General features: G+C 61.2%; 18 protein-coding genes. 12 read left to right on the forward strand and 6 right to left on the reverse strand.

The genetic code is table 11. The features are described 5' to 3' along the window. Positions 1-6 precede the first annotated feature (6 nt). The 3 genes from ssuD to HF257_RS31640 all read left to right on the forward strand — a co-directional run bounded on the left by ssuD (position 7) and on the right by HF257_RS31640 (position 3,613). Entirely contained in the window at positions 7-1,146 is a 1,140-nt protein-coding gene (ssuD, locus tag HF257_RS31630; RefSeq protein ID WP_185710637.1) for an FMNH2-dependent alkanesulfonate monooxygenase, read from the forward strand. A gap of 163 nt (positions 1,147-1,309) precedes the next feature. Then, the gene (locus HF257_RS31635; RefSeq protein WP_185710636.1) at positions 1,310-2,497 is read left to right on the forward strand and encodes an acyl-CoA dehydrogenase family protein; all 1,188 of its coding nucleotides are present in this window, start codon (positions 1,310-1,312) and stop codon (positions 2,495-2,497) included. A 12-nt stretch (positions 2,498-2,509) separates the two neighbouring features. After that, positions 2,510-3,613 (forward strand): sigma-54 interaction domain-containing protein, encoded by a 1,104-nt coding sequence (locus tag HF257_RS31640; RefSeq protein WP_185710635.1) that lies wholly within the window; start codon positions 2,510-2,512, stop codon positions 3,611-3,613. On the opposite strand, the gene HF257_RS31645 is transcribed toward HF257_RS31640, so the two are convergent. Continuing rightward, on the reverse strand, positions 3,602-3,967 hold the full coding sequence (locus HF257_RS31645) for an antibiotic biosynthesis monooxygenase (RefSeq protein ID WP_185710634.1): 366 nt from the start codon (positions 3,965-3,967) through the stop codon (positions 3,602-3,604). The two genes, HF257_RS31640 and HF257_RS31645, sit on opposite strands and share 12 nt — an antisense overlap. 99 nt (positions 3,968-4,066) lie before the next feature. Between HF257_RS31645 and soxR the strand changes: the two genes are divergently transcribed. After that, positions 4,067-4,510 carry a redox-sensitive transcriptional activator SoxR gene (gene soxR / locus HF257_RS31650; RefSeq protein ID WP_185710633.1) on the forward strand — a complete coding sequence of 148 codons (444 nt, stop codon included), beginning with the start codon at positions 4,067-4,069 and terminating at the stop codon, positions 4,508-4,510. 146 nt (positions 4,511-4,656) lie between these two features. On the opposite strand, the gene HF257_RS31655 is transcribed toward soxR, so the two are convergent. The 3 genes from HF257_RS31655 to HF257_RS31665 are packed head-to-tail and all read right to left on the reverse strand — an operon-like array spanning position 4,657 to position 7,349. After that, on the reverse strand, positions 4,657-5,427 hold the full coding sequence (locus HF257_RS31655; protein WP_185710632.1) for a MetQ/NlpA family ABC transporter substrate-binding protein: 771 nt from the start codon (positions 5,425-5,427) through the stop codon (positions 4,657-4,659). Positions 5,428-5,456: 29 nt separating this feature from the next. Continuing rightward, entirely contained in the window at positions 5,457-6,122 is a 666-nt protein-coding gene (locus HF257_RS31660) for a methionine ABC transporter permease (RefSeq protein ID WP_065901293.1), read from the reverse strand. A 3-nt stretch (positions 6,123-6,125) separates the two neighbouring features. Beyond that, on the reverse strand, positions 6,126-7,349 hold the full coding sequence (locus tag HF257_RS31665) for an SfnB family sulfur acquisition oxidoreductase (RefSeq protein ID WP_185710631.1): 1,224 nt from the start codon (positions 7,347-7,349) through the stop codon (positions 6,126-6,128). Between the two features lie 225 nt (positions 7,350-7,574). Here HF257_RS31665 and HF257_RS31670 point away from each other — a divergent pair, with 225 nt between their 5' ends. The 4 genes from HF257_RS31670 (at position 7,575) to HF257_RS31685 (ending at position 11,495) form a co-directional block, all read left to right on the forward strand. After that, a complete protein-coding gene (locus HF257_RS31670) occupies positions 7,575-8,036 on the forward strand; it encodes a VOC family protein (protein ID WP_185710630.1) in 462 nt (153 codons plus the stop codon). A gap of 175 nt (positions 8,037-8,211) precedes the next feature. Next, positions 8,212-9,087 (forward strand): alpha/beta fold hydrolase, encoded by an 876-nt coding sequence (locus HF257_RS31675; protein ID WP_185710629.1) that lies wholly within the window; start codon positions 8,212-8,214, stop codon positions 9,085-9,087. Positions 9,088-9,197: 110 nt separating this feature from the next. Further along, positions 9,198-10,502, forward strand: a complete 1,305-nt coding sequence (gene dctA / locus HF257_RS31680; RefSeq protein WP_185710628.1) for a C4-dicarboxylate transporter DctA — start codon at positions 9,198-9,200, stop codon at positions 10,500-10,502. 78 nt (positions 10,503-10,580) lie between these two features. Continuing rightward, on the forward strand, positions 10,581-11,495 hold the full coding sequence (locus tag HF257_RS31685; protein ID WP_198913768.1) for a LysR substrate-binding domain-containing protein: 915 nt from the start codon (positions 10,581-10,583) through the stop codon (positions 11,493-11,495). A gap of 139 nt (positions 11,496-11,634) precedes the next feature. Here HF257_RS31685 and leuD read toward each other — a convergent pair whose 3' ends face one another. Next, entirely contained in the window at positions 11,635-12,249 is a 615-nt protein-coding gene (gene leuD / locus HF257_RS31690) for a 3-isopropylmalate dehydratase small subunit (protein WP_185710626.1), read from the reverse strand. Next, positions 12,246-13,679: a 3-isopropylmalate dehydratase large subunit gene (leuC, locus tag HF257_RS31695; RefSeq protein WP_198913767.1), complete on the reverse strand. Its 1,434-nt coding sequence runs from the start codon at positions 13,677-13,679 to the stop codon at positions 12,246-12,248. Before leuC ends, leuD begins: the two co-directional genes overlap by 4 nt. Positions 13,680-13,953: 274 nt before the next feature. On the opposite strand from leuC, the gene HF257_RS31700 reads away from it, so the two are divergent. The 4 genes from HF257_RS31700 to HF257_RS31715 are packed head-to-tail and all read left to right on the forward strand — an operon-like array spanning position 13,954 to position 16,575. Beyond that, positions 13,954-15,156 carry a PepSY-associated TM helix domain-containing protein gene (locus HF257_RS31700; protein ID WP_185710625.1) on the forward strand — a complete coding sequence of 401 codons (1,203 nt, stop codon included), beginning with the start codon at positions 13,954-13,956 and terminating at the stop codon, positions 15,154-15,156. Then, complete coding sequence (locus HF257_RS31705) at positions 15,153-15,692, forward strand: thiamine pyrophosphate-binding protein (RefSeq protein ID WP_185710624.1); 540 nt, start codon at positions 15,153-15,155, stop codon at positions 15,690-15,692. The genes HF257_RS31700 and HF257_RS31705 overlap by 4 nt, the downstream gene beginning before the upstream one ends. Further along, positions 15,689-16,018, forward strand: coding sequence for a hypothetical protein (locus tag HF257_RS31710; protein WP_185710623.1), 330 nt, complete (start codon positions 15,689-15,691; stop codon positions 16,016-16,018). Before HF257_RS31705 ends, HF257_RS31710 begins: the two co-directional genes overlap by 4 nt. Next, on the forward strand, positions 16,015-16,575 hold the full coding sequence (locus HF257_RS31715) for a DUF6162 family protein (protein ID WP_185710622.1): 561 nt from the start codon (positions 16,015-16,017) through the stop codon (positions 16,573-16,575). The genes HF257_RS31710 and HF257_RS31715 overlap by 4 nt, the downstream gene beginning before the upstream one ends.

The raw sequence follows: 16,575 nt of genomic DNA on the forward strand, positions 1-16,575 counted from the left end.
TTTGTCATGGATGTTTTCTGGTTTCTGCCAACGCATGGCGACGGTCATTACCTGGGCACCACCCAAGGTGCACGGCCGGTCACTCTCAATTACCTGAAGCAAGTCGCGCAGGCGGCTGACAGCCTGGGTTACTACGGCGTATTGATTCCTACCGGGCGCTCGTGCGAAGACTCCTGGGTCATCGCCTCAGCGCTGGTGCCGCTGACAGAACGCCTGCGTTACCTGGTGGCGATACGTCCGGGCATCATCTCGCCGACTGTTTCCGCACGGATGGCGGCCACCCTTGATCGGCTGTCCAACGGCCGTTTGCTGATCAACGTGGTGACCGGCGGCGACCCCGACGAAAACCGCGGCGACGGCAGCTTCCTCGACCATAGCGAACGCTACGAAGTCTCCGACGAATTTCTCAAGATCTGGCGCCGTGTGTTGCAGGGCGAATCGGTAGATTTCGAAGGCAAACACCTGCGCGTACAGAACGCCAAGGCGCTTTATCCACCGGTGCAGAAGCCTTATCCGCCGTTGTATTTCGGCGGTTCTTCGGATGCCGCCCACGACCTTGCCGCCGAGCAGGTGGACGTGTACCTGACCTGGGGCGAACCACCCGCCGCCGTCGCTGAAAAGCTCGCGGATGTACGTGAACGTGCCGCTCGCCACGGGCGCACCGTGAAGTTTGGTATTCGCCTGCACGTGATCGTGCGCGAAACCGAAGAAGACGCTTGGAAAGCCGCCGACAAACTGATCGAGCACATCAGCGACGAAACCATCGCAGCGGCGCAAAAATCCTTCTCGCGCTTCGACTCCGAAGGCCAGCGCCGCATGGCTGCCCTGCATGATGGTCGCCGCGACAACCTGGAAATCGCCCCCAACCTGTGGGCCGGCGTTGGCCTGGTACGCGGCGGTGCCGGTACGGCGCTGGTGGGTAACCCACAGCAAGTGGCCGAACGCATCAAGGAATACGCCGATCTGGGGATAGAGAGCTTCATCTTCTCCGGTTACCCGCACCTGGAAGAGGCGTATCGCTTTGCCGAGCTGGTGTTCCCACTGCTGCCAGAACCTTATGCCAGCCTTGCCGGGCGTGGCATCACCAACCTCACTGGGCCGTTTGGCGAAATGATTGCCAACGATGTGTTGCCGAACAAATCCTGAACGCGCTGATAACAGTTTTGTGTGGGAGCCGGGCTTGCCCGCGATGCAGGCGACTCGGTGTTTCAGTGATACCGAGCTGATGCTATCGCAGGCAAGCCAGCTCCCACACAAGCCAGCTCCCACATTTGGCCCTGATTGCCAAATCGATATAGAGGAACACCGCGTGACAGCCAAACCCCATAGCGTCCTGCCATCACCATTGCAGACCGCCAAACTGCTGGCCGCCGAATTCGCCCTCACCGCCGTCGAACGTGACGAGCGCGGTGGCACCCCCAAAGCCGAACGTGACGCCCTTCGCCAAAGCGGCCTGCTGGCCCTGAGCATTCCCACCCAATACGGCGGCCTCGGCGCACGCTGGAGCGACACCCTGGGCATCGTGCGTGAGTTCGCCAAGGTCGACAGCTCCATCGCCCATGTCTTCGGCTTCCACCACCTGATGCTCGCCACCGTGCGCCTGTTTTCGCGCCCGGACCAATGGCAACCCTGGTTCGAACAGACCGCACGCAAAAACTGGTTCTGGGGCAACGCCCTCAACCCGCTGGACACCCGCACCGTGGTCAAGGACTTTGGCGGCTGGCGCGAGTTCTCCGGCAAGAAGAGCTTCTGCTCCGGCGCCAGCGACTCGGAAATGCTGATTGCCTCGGCAGTGGATGAAACGGCCGGCGGCAAACTGTTGATCGCCGCAATCCCCAGCGGCCGCAGCGGCATCACCCTGCACAACGACTGGAACAATATCGGCCAGCGCCAGACCGACAGCGGCAGCGCCAGCTTCGAACGGGTGCGCGTCGAGGAATCGGAGTTGCTGCTAGACCCAGGCCCGCTGAGCACGCCTTTCGCCTGCCTGCGCCCGTTGATCGCCCAACTGACCTTCACGCATATGTTCCTCGGCATTGCCGAAGGCGCCTTTGAAGAAGCGCGCACCTACACCCTGACCGAAACCCGCTCCTGGCATAAATCCTCGGCCGAAGACGTCCGCCAAGACCCTTATGTGCTGCATCACTACGGCGAATTCTGGGTGGCACTGGAAGGTGTGCGCCTGCTGGTGGAACGCGCCGCCGAACTGCTCGACCATGCCTGGGCCAAAGGCCCCAACCTCAGCGAAAACGAACGCGGCCAACTGGCCATCGCCATCGCTACCGCAAAGGTCGCCGCCACCCGCGAGGGCCTGGCGTTGTGCAGCCGTCTGTTCGAAGTCACCGGCGCGCGCTCCACCCACGCGTCACTGCGCCTGGACCGCCACTGGCGCAACCTGCGCACACAAACCCTGCACGACCCGGTGGACTACAAACTCCACGAACTGGGGGACTGGGCATTGAACCAATCCCTGCCGATCCCGACGTTTTATTCCTGAGAAGAGGTGCCCATGCAGCTTTTAACCCTACCGCCCTCGCCCGCCCTCGCGACCTCGATCCGCGCCACGGCCCAGGTCTTTGAAGACCCCAAATCCCAAGCGTTGCTCGACCATATCCAGCAAGTGGCGCCCAGCGAAGCCAGCGTGTTGATCATCGGCGAAACCGGTACCGGTAAAGAGCTGGTGGCGCGGCATATCCACAACCTCAGTGCCCGGCGCAACCGTCCCTTTGTTGCGGTGAACTGCGGGGCGTTCTCCGAGTCCCTGGTGGAAGCCGAGTTGTTCGGCCACGAAAAAGGCGCTTTCACCGGAGCCCTCAGCGCCAAGGCCGGTTGGTTCGAAGAGGCCGACGGCGGCACCTTGTTCCTCGATGAGATCGGCGACTTGCCGATGGCGATCCAGGTCAAGCTGTTGCGTGTCCTACAAGAGCGCGAAGTCGTACGCCTAGGTTCGCGCAAGAGCATTCCGATTGATGTGCGCGTACTGGCCGCAACCAACGTGCAACTGGAAAAGGCCATCAACGCTGGGCATTTCCGCGAAGACCTTTACTACCGTCTGGATGTGGTCAGCCTGGAACTCAGCCCGCTGCGTGATCGGCCCGGCGATATCTTGCCGCTGACCCGGCACTTTATCGAGGCGTACAGCCAACGCTTGGGCTACGGCGAGATCACCATCAGCCGCGAGGCCGAACACAAGCTTAAAAGCTACAGCTGGCCGGGCAATATCCGCGAGCTGGAAAACGTGATTCACCACACCCTGCTGATCTGCCGTAACGGAGTGATCGAGCGCGATGACCTGCGCCTGTCGAACATGCGCATCGAGCGTCAGGACGACAGCCAGCACGGCACCGATAACAGCGCCGAAGCGTTGCTGGCGCGTGCGTTTCAAAAACTCTTCGAAGAACAGGCCGGCGCCCTGCATGAAAAAGTCGAAGACGCCCTGCTACGTGCCGCCTACCGTTTCAGCCATTACAACCAGGTGCACACCGCCAACCTGTTGGGCCTGAGCCGCAACGTGACCCGCACCCGTTTGATCAAGATCGGCGAGCTGGCCGTAAACAAACGTCGCCCCGGCGAAAATGTGCAAGGCGAGCGCATGTTGCACCTATCCATTTAGACGGCAATGCAATGCGTCATCATGGCTGCGCTCGAAACTGCGCAGCACCTGAAAGGACCCAAAGGTCACTGCTGTGGCCTGGTGCGCACGGATGAGCGTCCAGAAATCCTCCTCACCGTGCTCGAAGCATTTAAAGGCGGCCTCCCCGTCCTCGCGGGAGCGCCATTGCAGGTAGTTGAGCACGCGCCGACCGTCATCGCTGACCTGCACGCTCGCATGGATAAAACCGCCATGGCCCTCCGCCAGGCGCTCGCTCTGTATCGACAGCGCGGCCACCAGGGCAGATTGCTGCCGGGGTTCGATCTGGAATTCGATCAGTTGAGCGAAACTGCGATTCTTCTCTGATACCTGCATGAACACTCCCCTTTCTCTGTAGGCAGAATCTTGTGATTCGATGCCACGCAGGGTAAAACCTCTAGTTAAGTCAAGGTCAAGCGTTGTTTCGGAGTTTTCATGCTGAACAAAGAACTTACCGTCGGCCAACTGGCGGCCCGCAGCGGCGTGGCGGTCACGGCCCTGCATTTCTACGAGACCAAGGGGCTGATCAAGAGCAATCGCAATGCGGGGAACCAACGGCGTTATCCACGTGATGTGTTGCGGCGAGTGGTGGTGATCAAGATTGCCCAGCGGTTGGGTATTCCGTTGGCGACCATTGGTGAGGCGTTGCAGACGCTGCCGGATGGGCGTACGCCCACGGCCAAGGACTGGGAGCGCCTGTCGGCGTTGTGGCGGGAAGATCTGGATGAGCGCATCAATAAGTTGTTGCTGCTGCGCGACAAGCTCAATGGCTGTATTGGCTGCGGGTGTTTGTCGTTGGAAGCGTGCCCGTTGCGTAATCAGGATGATCAGTTAGGGGAGCGTGGGCCGGGGGCTCAGCTATTGGAGCCAACGCCATAATTTGGATGTGTAAACCGCACTCAATGTGGGAGCGGGCTTGCTCGCGAATACGGTGTGTCAGTCACCGATATTTCGACTGATCCACCGTATTCGCGAGCAAGCCCGCTCCCACACAAGCCCAGTTCCACATTAAACCTGTGTGGATTTTAGAACCCCGGAGCAATCTGCCCCTTGTAGCGGGTCAGGATGAACTGGCGCACTTCATCAGAGTTCAACGCCTTGGCCAGCTTCTGAATGCGCGGATCGTTGATGTTGTCCGGCCGCGCCACCAGGTACTCGACGTACAGCGACTTGCCCTTCTCCACGATCAACGCACTGTTGGTATCGATCCCCGCTTCCAGCGCGTAGTTGGCAAACACGAACGCCAAATCGACCTGGCTCACCGAACGCGCCAGCAATGCACCTTCCAGCTCACGGATTTTCAGGTGCTTGGGGTTTTCCGCGATATCCCGCGGAGTGCTCAGGGTGTTGCTCGGGTCCTTGAGTTTGATCAGGCCCGCCTCGTCCAACAGCACCAAGGCACGACCAGTGTTGACCGGGTCGTTGGGGATCGACACGGTGGCGCCGTCTTTCAACTCCGAGATGTTCTTGATGCGCGTCGAGTACGCACCAAACGGTTCGATATGTACGCCCACTACCGGCACCAGGTCGGTGTGGCGGGTCTTGTTGTAATCATCGAGGAACGGGCGGTACTGGTAGTAGTTGGCGTCGATATTCTTCAACGCCAGTTGCTGGTTGGGCTGGATAAAGTCGGTGAAGACTTTGATCTGCAGGTCCACGCCTTCCTTGGCCAGTACCGGTTTGACAAATTCCAGGATCTCCGCGTGCGGCACGGGTGTAGCACCCACCACCAACGTTTCGTTGGCAAAGGCATTGAACGACAGGACAGCGGCCAAGATGGCCAGGGACTTTTTCATACGTGCTCCGAAGGCAGTTGCTATAAGAATTAACGGCGGCTGTAACGCGCCACCAAACGATCACCGGTCATCTGCAGGGCCTGCACCAGCACCAACAACAGCACCACGGTGACCACCATCACGTCGGTCTGGAACCGCTGGTAGCCATAGCGAATCGCCAGGTCACCCAGGCCACCGCCACCAATCACCCCGGCCATGGCGGTGTAGTCCACCAGCACAATCGCGGTCACGGTCACCGCTGCCAGCAGCCCACCCCGGGCCTCCGGCAGCAGCGTGTGGCGGATCACCTGCCAAGTGCTGGCGCCCATGGACTGGGTGGCCTCGACAACACCGCGATCCACCTCACGCAGCGCGGTTTCCACCAGCCGCGCAAAAAACGGCGTGCACCCCACCACCAGCGGCGGGATCGTGCCCGGTACGCCAAGGGAGGTGCCCACCAGCAAGGTGGTCAGCGGGATCAGCACAATCAGCAAAATGATGAACGGCAGCGAACGCAGCACGTTGACCACCACAGACAACAGCCGATACACCACCAACGCTTCGTGCAATTGGCGCTTGCCGGTCAGGAATAGCAGCACCCCCAGCGGCAACCCCAACAGCACGGTAAAACCCAGGGCCGCCGTGAGCATGCTCAGGGTTTCCAGGCAGGCTTGGCCGATGTCGGCCCAGTAGATGTTCTTGAACAGTTCGGCCATGGATCACGACCAATCGTGGCGCGGTGGCTTGGCGCCGTTGAGCAGCCAGTTGCCCACGACGTGGTACTTCCAGCGCACCGGGTCGTGCAGGGTATGCACCCGTGCGTTGCGCCAGTGGCGGTCGAAGTTGTGCTTCTTCAAGGTGGAGCGTGTGCCGCCCAACTCAAACAACTTGTTGCTGGCTTCGATGGCAATTTCGGTGGTGAGCACCTTGGCGCGGGCGACTGCCAGGGAGGCATGGGCGACGTTGTCTTCATTCGGCGCCGGGCGTGCAGCATCGAGGGCAAAACCTGCACGTTCCAACAGGGCTTCGGCGGCTTCCAGGCGAATGTCCAGGGCGCCAACCTGGATGATGGTCAGCGGGTCCTCACTGGCATTTTCCACACCGGCGTCGATCCACGGCCGGGCGAATTGCTGCACGAACTGCACCGTGTCACGCAGTGCCGCGCGGGCGATGCCGGCGTCGATGGCAGCAGTGGTCAGCTGAGCGAAAGGTCCGGCCAAGGTCGGCGAATCGTAAGATTTATGAGTAGGAAACAGGTTGAACGCCGGCACGCGCAGGTCTTGCGCCAGCACCGTCCCACTGGACGTGGTGCGCTGGCCCATGCTGTCCCAATCGTCGACTACAACGAGTCCTTCAGTGCCGCGCTTTACGAACGCCAACTGCGCATTTTGCTGTTCATCCAGAGCCAGTACCGCCAGCCAGTGAGCGTACAACGAACCGGTGCAATAGCCCTTGCGCCCGTTGATCACATAACCGTCGCCTTCGCGGCGAATCGTCGCTTGAATGTCCTGCACATTTTTGCCACCGGTTTCCGACAGCGCATTGGCAAAACGATGCCCCTGCAATGCCAAGCCAAAGAAATGCGCCTGCTGCTCGGGCGTGCCTTGCAGGCGAATGTCTTCCAGCAGGCAGTAGTGGTTTTGCGGGATCTGCCCCAGGGACGGATCGGCGGCGGAAATAATCGCAATCACCTGGGCGAGCACCGCGTAGGACACCTGCGCCCCACCAAACTCGCGCGGCACGCTGATGCCCCACAGGCCGCTGTTGGAATACAGGTCTACCACCTCGGCGGGCACCTGGCGGGTGCGGTCACGTTCGGCGTCCTGCTCCAGCAATACGGCGGCAACACGATGCGCCACGGCAATCGCCTCGGCTTCATCACGGATCAGGTCAGCGTGGGGCGTGTGGATCGGGTAATCGGCAGACACAGGCAGTACAGACATACAACGCTCTCGGGCGAATGGTTTGCCTTAGGCGTTGCAGCTTCTGTGCCGAGCGCTGAAACCGTGGGGTTGAGCGCAAAAACCACGAAAAAGGCCGCTTATGGCGCAGCAAACTGCCCGTTCACTGTTGCCTGGCGAACACCTTGTCGGCTGCCCGCAGCCCGCGCGGTACGTGGCCTATAGTTAAAGGGCCGTACCTCCACACCACCACCCAAGGAGAACGATATGAGCGTCAAGCCTGTTCCAGAGGGTTTCCACAGCATCACGCCGTACCTGGGCGTCGATAAAGCCGCCGAAGCCATCGAGTTCTATAAGCAAGCCTTCAACGCCATACAGGTGATGCGCCTGGACATGCCCGACGGCAAAGTCGGCCACGCCGAATTGCGCATCGGTGATTCGCCGATCATGCTCGGCTCGCCTTGCGTTGAAAGCCCATTCGGCAGCCCGCGCGATGGCCACACCAGCGTGGGCATCCACCTTTACGTCAACGATGTCGATGTGCAGTACAAACAAGCCATCGCCGCCGGTGGCACGCCAATCTCAGAACCCAAGGATCAGTTCTACGGTGACCGCTCCGGTACGCTGAAGGATCCATTCGGGCATGTGTGGTTCCTGGCAACCCACAAGGAGGATTTGACTGAAGCGCAGATCCGCCAGCGTGCCGAGGAGATGTTCAAGCAGGGCTGAGATCCCGCTGCCAACACATCTAAAACCGTGGGAGCTGGCCTGCTCCCACACTGGATCTTTGTCGACCCTGAACCACCCTGCTACACACTTCATGAACACCCCCTCCACGCTTTCCCCCTTGCCCCGAATGCCGTGTGATTCCACGATGCATGCACTCATTACAAGGAGCCACTCCATGTTCGCCGGTTTCCAGAAAGACCAGCGCCACGTCAACGGCGTCAGCATCAGCTATCGCAAAGGCGGCACGGGCCCCGGCCTGCTGTTGCTGCACGGGCACCCGCAAACCCACGTGATCTGGCACAAGATCGCCGAACAGTTGGCCGAACACTTCACCGTGGTCGCAGCCGACCTGCGCGGCTACGGCGACAGCAGCAAGCCGCCGGCCAATGACCATCACACAAACTACTCGAAGCGGGAAATGGCGCGAGACGGCGTCGAGTTGATGAACGCGTTGGGCTTCGACACCTTCTCGGTGCTGGCCCACGACCGCGGCGCCCGCGTGGCACACCGCCTGGCCCTGGACCACCCGACCGCCGTGCAACGCATGGTGCTGCTGGATATCGCCCCCACGCTGTCGATGTACGCGCAAACCGATGAGGCCTTCGCCCGGGCGTACTGGCACTGGTTCTTCCTGATCCGTCCCGCGCCGCTGCCGGAGGCTCTGATCGAAAGCAACCCCGAGTTGTACCTGCGCAGCGTCATGGGTAGCCGCAGCGCCGGGCTCAAGCCATTCACCGACGAGGCATTTGCCGAATACCTGCGCTGCCTGAAACTGCCAGGCGCCGCCACGGGCATCTGCGAAGACTACCGCGCCGCCGCCGGCATCGACCTGGAACACGACCAGACGGACATCGACGCCAACCACCACCTGCACTTGCCGCTGCTGGTGATGTGGGGCGCCGAAGGTACTGTCGGCCGCTGTTTCGAACCGCTCAAGGAATGGCAGAAAGTTGCCACCGACGTACGCGGCAAGGCCCTGCCGGCTGGCCATTACATCGCTGAAGAGGCCCCCGAGTTATTGCTGGGTGAAGTGCTGGCCTTCCTGCGCTGAGCCCACTCTCAACACTTAACGACACCACGACCTGAAACACGCGCCTCGCAGGCTGCCAATGGCCTGCGACGGGTTCGCTTTGCCCCCAGAAACATACCGAGATAATAACAATGACAATCAGAAAGCTGCTGGGAACCCTGTATGTGCAAGTGCTGATCGCTATCGCCCTGGGCGTGTTGATCGGCCATCAATGGCCACAGATCGGCGTCGACCTCAAGCCTTTAGGCGACGGATTTATCAAGCTGATCAAGATGATCATCGGCCCGATCATCTTCTGCACGGTGGTGTCTGGCATCACCAGCATGCACGACGTGAAGCAGGTGGGCCGAGTGGGTGGCAAGGCGCTGCTGTACTTCGAGATCGTCTCCACCCTCGCCCTGCTGATCGGCCTTCTCGCCGCTCACCTGTTGCAGCCAGGCGTGGGCTTTAATATCGATGTGAAAACCCTCGACAGTTCGGCCATCGCAGGTTTTGTCGGCCAGGCCGAGCATGGCGAAGGCGTCATTGGGTTTCTGCTGCATGTGATCCCCGCGACGTTTTTCGATGCATTCTCCAAGGGTGAAATCCTGCCGGTGCTGTTTGTATCCGTGCTGTTCGGCGTGGGTCTGGTGATGGTGGGGGAAAAGGGTCGGCCCTTGGTCGCTGTGATCAACCAGGCCAGCGAAGTGTTTTTCCGTATCGTCGGCATCATCAGCCGCGTTGCGCCGATTGGTGCCTTTGGGGCCATCGCCTTCACCATCGGCAAGTACGGCGTGGGTTCGTTGCTGCCGCTGTTGAAACTGGTGGGCACGTTCTACATCACCGCATTTTTCTTTGTGGCCGTCGTACTGGGCAGCATCGCGCGCTATGCCGGTTTCAGCATTTTCAAGTTGATGGGCTATATCAAGTCGGAGCTGCTGATCGTGCTGGGTACCAGTTCGTCGGAATCGGCGCTGCCGCAACTGATCCAGAAACTGGAAAGCCTGGGCGCGTCCAAAGGTGTAGTGGGCATCGTCGTACCGACCGGCTACACCTTCAACCTGGATGGCACCAACATCTACATGACCCTGGCGGTGCTGTTCCTGGCCCAGGCCACCAATATCCACCTGCCGCTCGAGCAGCAATTGACCTTGTTGGCGGTGGCGATGCTGACGTCCAAAGGTGCCGGTGCGGTGGTCGGTGCGGGCTTTGTGGCGCTGGCCGCGAGCCTGGCAGTGGTGCCGACGGTGCCGGTGGCGGCGATGGTGTTGATCCTGGGTGTGGACCGCTTCATGGCAGAATGCCGTTCGTTGACCAACATCATCGGCAATGCCGTAGCCGCGCTGGTGGTAGCCGCCTGGGAAGGTGAACTGGACCGCGAAAAAATGGCACCGATCGCCCTCAAGCGCGGCCGCCATGCACGCGCCGCCCAGGCCACGAAGGTCGCAGCCGAATAAACGCTTTAGACCCGGCGCGCCGGAAGGCGCGCCTATCCGGTGCTATTCTGGCGGTTCATGCCGCCAGCCCTGCTTCTGATGACTCATAAGAAAGATACCGTGCCCCTACCCGAAGACCTGCGGGTGTTCCTGACCGTGATCCGCAAGGCCGGCTTCGCTGCGGCCGCCGATGAGCTGGGGTTGTCGCCAGCGTATGTCAGCAAGCGCATCCAGATCCTCGAAACCACCCTGGCCACCCGCCTGCTGCACCGCACCAGCCGGCGCATTGCCCTCACCGAAGACGGTGAACGGGTGCAGCGCTGGGCGGTGCGCATCCTCGAAGACTTCCAGCAACTGTCCGATGAGCTCACCGATGCCCACGACAGCCCTCGTGGCCACTTGCACCTGTGCAGCAGCTTCGGCTTCGGGCGCAACCATGTGGCTCCCGCCGTGTCGCTACTGGCAGAACAATACCCGGACCTGGAAATCCGCTTGGACCTGTTCGACCGCGTGGTGGATATCGTCAGCGAAGGTTTCGACCTGGAGATCCGCGTAGGCGATGACATCCCCGGCCAACACATCGGTCGACAGTTGGTGAGCAACCGCCGAGTGTTGTGTGCCGCGCCCACGTATCTGCAGCGCCGGGGCGTGCCGCAACACCTGAGCGACCTGGAGCAACACGATTGCCTGGTGATCAAAGAGCGTGACAATGCGTTTGGCATCTGGAACCTGGAGCGCGAAGGTATTCAGGAAAGCGTGCGGGTACGCGGGCCGTTGTCGTCGAACAACGGCGAGATCGTATTGCAGTGGGCATTGGATGGGCGCGGCGTGTTGCTACGTTCGATGTGGGATGTGAAACCACTGCTGGAGCAAGGCAAGCTGGTTCAGGTACTGCACGACTACACCCAGAGCGCCAACGTGTGGGCGGTGTACCCGACACGGTTGGCGTATTCCGGGAAGCTGCGGGCGTGTGTGGAGTTTTTGCAGGAGCATTTCAAGGGGCTGTCGATCTAGCCCACATCAACGCCTTGTAAACCCAATTAGAAGTGTGGGAGCGGGCTTGCTCGCGAAAGCAGTCTGTCAGTCATAGATAAGTTGACTGATACACTGCATTCGCGAGCAAGCCCGCTCCCACATTTCGTTTTGCGGAGTATCAGTTGAGCCAGGGGTTGGCTTGCAGGTGCTGACGTTCGAAGGCCTTGATCTGCTCACTGCGCTGCAGCGTGCTGCCAATCGCATCCAGCCCCAGCAATAGCGCAGTCTTGCGCAGGGTGTCGATCTGGAAAGGGATCACCTCGCCATTCGTCAAACCAATCTCCTGCGCTTGCAAGTCCACACTGATCTGCGCCTGCCCCGGCTGGCCCACGGTCTGCCCCAGTTTTTGCAACACCGCCTCTTCCAACGTAATCAACAACACGCCATTGCGCTGGCAATTGTCATAGAAAATTCCGGCAAAGCTGCTGCCGATCAGCGCGCGAATACCCATCTGTTTCAGGCCCCACACCGCATGCTCGCGACTGGAGCCACAACCAAAGTTCGGCCCCACCACCATAAAGCTCGCGCCCTGCCAGGCCGGTTGGTTCAGTACGAATTCAGGGTTGGGTTCACCGTTGGGCAAAAAGCGCAGGTCGAAGAACAGCCCACGGTCGAGCCCGTTGCGGTCGATGCCCTTGAGAAACTGCTTGGGCATGATCACGTCAGTGTCGATATTCGCCGCCAGCATCGGTGCGGCTTTGCCGGTAACCAGGGTGAAGGGTTGCAGGCTCATGGGCGCTCTCCAAAAAGGCGGATGTCAGTCAGGCGGCCGGTGATGGCGGCGGCGGCAACCATGGCCGGGCTCATCAGGTGGGTGCGTGCCCCTGCACCCTGTCGGCCTTCGAAGTTGCGGTTGGTGCTGGAGGCACAGCGGTCGCCGGGGGCCAGCACATCGTCGTTCATCGCCAGGCACATCGAGCAGCCCGACTGTCGCCATTCAAACCCTGCGTCGATAAAGATCGCCGCCAGCCCTTCCGCCTCGGCCTGGTCGCGGACTTCGGTGGAGCCCGGCACGATCATCGCCCGCACGTGTTTGGCGACGTGTTTGCCACGCACCACGCTGGCCGCGTCGCGCAAGTCTTCGATGCGCGCGTTGGTGCAGGAGCCGATAAACGCATGGCTGATGACGATGTCGCTCAGCGGCATGCCGGCTTCCAGGCCCATGTAGGTAAGGGCGCGGCGCATGTCCTGGCGCAGGATCAGGTCGCTGACGTCTTGCGGGTCGGGCACGCGAGCGCCGATGGGGGCGGCCTGGTCGGGGCTGGTGCCCCAGGTGACCATAGGCTCAAGGGTCGTCGCGTCGAGCTGCACTTCCTGGTCGAACACCGCACCGGCATCCGAATGCAATTGGCGCCAGCCCAGCAACGCCTGCTCCCACAACTCGCCCTTGGGTGCACGGGGTTTGCCTTTGAGGTAGGCGAAGACCTTTTCATCCGGCGCCATGAACGCGCCGCGTGCACCGGCCTCGACCGCCATGTTGCAGATGGTCATGCGCGCCTCGACGCTGAGCGCATCGATGGTGGCACCGCAAAACTCGATGGCATAACCGGTGGCACCGGAGGCGCCGATCTTGCCGATCAGCGCCATGATCACGTCCTTGGACGTGAGGCCTGGGGCCAACACACCGTGCACCGTCACGCGCATGGTTTTCAGGCGTTTATACACAAGGGTCTGAGAAGCCAGCAGGTGTTCGATTTCCGACGTGCCGATACCAAACCCAAATGCGCCCAAAGCGCCGTAGGTGGTGGTGTGGCTGTCACCGGCGGCGATCACCATGCCCGGCAGGATAAAACCCTGCTCCGGGGCAATCACGTGTTCGATGCCTTGGCGCTTGTCGAGGATATCCAGCAGTTCGATGCCGAAGTCCCGGCAGTTCTCCGCCAGGTACGACACCTGTCGCGCCCCGCCTGCGTCGGGCATTGCAGCGATGCGCTTGGGGGTGGTGGGGTTCACATGATCAACCACCGCCAGTGCCGTGCCCGGGCGCCATACGCCACGGCCGGCCTCGCGCAAGCCACTGAACGCCTGCGGGCTGGTGTATTCGTTGATCACCTGGCGGTCTATATAAAGAAGCACATGCCCCTGGTCATCCAGAGTGCACACCGTGTGGGAATCGATGTGCTTGTCGTAGAGGGTTCTGGCGGGGATTTTCTGCGGGTTCATTGTTGTAGGCACTCACTCAACGGTATGCCCCCATCCTACGCAGACGCCCCCTGCCATCAATGGCGCTTGGGTGATGGCTTGGAACATGTTTCGTGTTCGATCAGGGCTTCCAAATTGCGGAACTGTGAACCTGAAACATTTGCTTTCATCTCCGCGTTAGGGTTTTGCGATTCTCATCCGTCTTAACTTAGATACAGCCCGTCGCGTCAGCAAAAGCTACGACCGGCCTTTTCCGGGCCTCCATTGCCCCCCTCCGATCAAGACCCGCATTCACATGTCGAAGAAGTCACGCTCAAAACTCTGGTTTCTCGTACATAGCTGGCTGGCATTGCCCGTCTGGTTCTTTGTACTGATCGTCTGTTTCACCGGCACCCTGGCGGTAGTCAGCCAGGAAATCGTCTGGCTGGCCAACCCGGATATCCGGGCCAGCAAGCCCTCGGAGGATGCCGAACCGCTGAGCTTTGAACAGGTGATCGGCGCCATCAAGCGCGAAGACCCCAAAGTGATCGTGCGGTCAATCAGTCGGCCCGACGAATCGCATTTCGCGCTGACCGTACGCCTCACCTACCCGGATGGGCGCGCAGTGGCGGCCTATGTCAGCCCTTACACCGGCGCCATCCAGGGCATCAGCCCCTCGTTCGACTTCCAGCAATTCACCCGCGCCCTCCATGGCTGGTGGCTAGTGCCGTTCACCAATGGCTACAGCTGGGGCTGGTACCTGGTGTCGCTGCTGGGCCTGCCGATGTTGGCGTCGCTGGTGACCGGGTTGGTGGTGTACAAGCGTTTCTGGAAGGGTTTTCTCAAGCCAACCCTGCGCATTCGCCATGGCGCGCGGATCTTCTGGGGCGACTTCCACCGCCTGAGCGGTATCTGGTCGATCTGGTTTATCGCCGTCATCTCCATCACTGGCACCTGGTTCCTGATCCAGGCGATCCTGGGCGATAACCAGATTTCGATTTCCAGCGAGCCCGTCGTGCCGGTGGTTGCCCGGGAAAAAGTCCCCCTGTCGGCGCCTGGCGTACCGGCACCGATGATCGGTCTGGATGAGGCGATTGAAATTGCCACCCAACGCATTCCCGGCCTCGAGGCCAGTTTCGTGACCCTGCCCCTCAATGCCTACAGTCACCTGCAGATTGGCGGCCGGGGCTGGTACCCGCTGATGTTCCAAACGGCGCAGCTCAACCCGTATGACGGCGAAATCGCGGTCTCGCACATGCTCTCCGATCGCACCGCCCTGGAGTTCGTCACTGAGTCCATGCGTCCGCTGCACACCGGCGACTTCGGTGGCATCTGGATCAAACTGATCTGGGCGTTCTTCGGCCTGATCCTGAGCATGATGGTGTTGAGTGGGCTGCTGATCTGGACCAAACGTACCGCCCTGGCCAGCCTCAATGCGCTCAAGCGCAGCAACAAGGCACCCCGCGAACCCGCCCCCACCCCTGCCTTGCAGGCTGAAACCACGGAGGGCACCCGATGAGCAAGGTCGCCGCTGCTGCACCGCCTACGCCACTGCGGGCCTTTTGGCTCAAATGGCGGTTCCACATCAATATTCTGCTGCTGCTGATACCGCTGGGGTTCATGCCCAAGTACTTTGCCGACGCCGCACTGTTTCGCGGCGATACCGGCATCGGAGAGCGGGTCGCCGGCCAAGTGCAGGTCGGCCCTTGGAGCCTGACCCTCGCCGAGTTTCGCAATGAAGGCCCAACACCCGACCCGGCCGGCCCGATGAAATTTTTCAACGCCGCCCTGTGCGAGACCTGCGCCGACCAGGTCAAGGCCACTTACCTGCGTATCGGCAAGCCTCGCAGCCTGCGGGCCGCCGGGGTGATCTTCTTCGGCACGCCTTACCGCATGGGGGCTGCCCTGCCGGTGCCGGAGCGCACGCCTGCCGACGCCGAACTGTGGGTCACCATGGAGGGCTGGGACGGCACCATGCACCAGGGTTCCATCCCGCTGAGCCAGGCCTCGCCTGCCACTATTGCCTGGCTGAACAAGCAAGGAGTTAAACCATGACTTTGATGCGCCTGACTCGCGCCTGCGGCGCCCTGTTGATGGGTGCCGGTTTCAGCACCATCGCCCTGGCCCACAACCCGATGTGTGAATGCAAGGAAATCGCCGGCGAGCAAATCCAGTGCACCGGCGGTTTTTCCGACGGCAGCGGCGCCCCCGGCGTGACCCTGGATGTGATCGGCTACGACGAAACCATCTTGGTGCCCGGCAAGCTTGGCCAGGATTCGACCCTGACCTTCAAGAAACCCGCCGCCGAGTTCTACGTGTTGTTCGATGCGGGCCCCGGCCACGTGGTGGAAATCGACCAAGCGGACATCCAGCCGCAATGAGTACCACACAGGTTGTACGCCCCGCAGGTGCCGGTCACGAAACCCTCTACGTCCTGCTGCTGTGCCTGATCATCCTCGCGGTGGCAGGCTCAGTGATTGCGCTGCACGGTGAATCCCAGGAAGTCGTTGCCGTGCCCAGCCATCAGTTGGACGCCCGCCGCGACCTCAGCGCCGCCGAGCAAGGTATCTACGCGGACCTGCGGGTGACCCTCGATGAGATCCAGTTGTTGCAACAGGAACAAAGCACTCTGCCAACCCCCGAGCAACTGGCCGAAGAAGGCTTTGCGCCGTTCGCCCAGGACGCCAGCTCGGTCAGCCGTGGCAATCACCGCTGGCAGATCCTGGAACCTTCGGCCTATCTGGGCTTGAGCCAGGCCCCCAGTACCAGCGGTTCGCTGTTGATGCGGGTGCACGGTGCCGAACCCGACATCTGGCTCAACCGCAGCGCCAACCTGGCCGCCCCTTCCGACCTCTCCGACCAGGCGCTCATCGCAGCCGGCTGGCAACAGGTGGTCACGCAATTCGATGCCGGCGTGACCCGCCAGCACCGTCACTGA

The sequence above is a fragment of the Pseudomonas cremoris genome (assembly GCF_014230465.1).

What these genes read in the sequence shown, in the direction of transcription:
- soxR (WP_185710633.1), top strand. Translation starts at nt 4,067, where the DNA reads ATGCTGAACAAAGAACTTACCGTCGGCCAACTGGCGGCCCGCAGCGGC.
- HF257_RS31675 (WP_185710629.1), top strand. Translation starts at nt 8,212, where the DNA reads ATGTTCGCCGGTTTCCAGAAAGACCAGCGCCACGTCAACGGCGTCAGC.
- leuD (WP_185710626.1), bottom strand. Translation starts at nt 12,249, where the DNA reads ATGAGCCTGCAACCCTTCACCCTGGTTACCGGCAAAGCCGCACCGATG.
- HF257_RS31685 (WP_198913768.1), top strand. Translation starts at nt 10,581, where the DNA reads ATGACTCATAAGAAAGATACCGTGCCCCTACCCGAAGACCTGCGGGTG.
- leuC (WP_198913767.1), bottom strand. Translation starts at nt 13,679, where the DNA reads ATGAACCCGCAGAAAATCCCCGCCAGAACCCTCTACGACAAGCACATC.
- HF257_RS31700 (WP_185710625.1), top strand. Translation starts at nt 13,954, where the DNA reads ATGTCGAAGAAGTCACGCTCAAAACTCTGGTTTCTCGTACATAGCTGG.
- HF257_RS31645 (WP_185710634.1), bottom strand. Translation starts at nt 3,967, where the DNA reads ATGCAGGTATCAGAGAAGAATCGCAGTTTCGCTCAACTGATCGAATTC.
- HF257_RS31665 (WP_185710631.1), bottom strand. Translation starts at nt 7,349, where the DNA reads ATGTCTGTACTGCCTGTGTCTGCCGATTACCCGATCCACACGCCCCAC.
- HF257_RS31710 (WP_185710623.1), top strand. Translation starts at nt 15,689, where the DNA reads ATGACTTTGATGCGCCTGACTCGCGCCTGCGGCGCCCTGTTGATGGGT.
- HF257_RS31705 (WP_185710624.1), top strand. Translation starts at nt 15,153, where the DNA reads ATGAGCAAGGTCGCCGCTGCTGCACCGCCTACGCCACTGCGGGCCTTT.
- HF257_RS31715 (WP_185710622.1), top strand. Translation starts at nt 16,015, where the DNA reads ATGAGTACCACACAGGTTGTACGCCCCGCAGGTGCCGGTCACGAAACC.
- dctA (WP_185710628.1), top strand. Translation starts at nt 9,198, where the DNA reads ATGACAATCAGAAAGCTGCTGGGAACCCTGTATGTGCAAGTGCTGATC.
- HF257_RS31660 (WP_065901293.1), bottom strand. Translation starts at nt 6,122, where the DNA reads ATGGCCGAACTGTTCAAGAACATCTACTGGGCCGACATCGGCCAAGCC.
- ssuD (WP_185710637.1), top strand. Translation starts at nt 7, where the DNA reads ATGGATGTTTTCTGGTTTCTGCCAACGCATGGCGACGGTCATTACCTG.
- HF257_RS31640 (WP_185710635.1), top strand. Translation starts at nt 2,510, where the DNA reads ATGCAGCTTTTAACCCTACCGCCCTCGCCCGCCCTCGCGACCTCGATC.
- HF257_RS31655 (WP_185710632.1), bottom strand. Translation starts at nt 5,427, where the DNA reads ATGAAAAAGTCCCTGGCCATCTTGGCCGCTGTCCTGTCGTTCAATGCC.
- HF257_RS31670 (WP_185710630.1), top strand. Translation starts at nt 7,575, where the DNA reads ATGAGCGTCAAGCCTGTTCCAGAGGGTTTCCACAGCATCACGCCGTAC.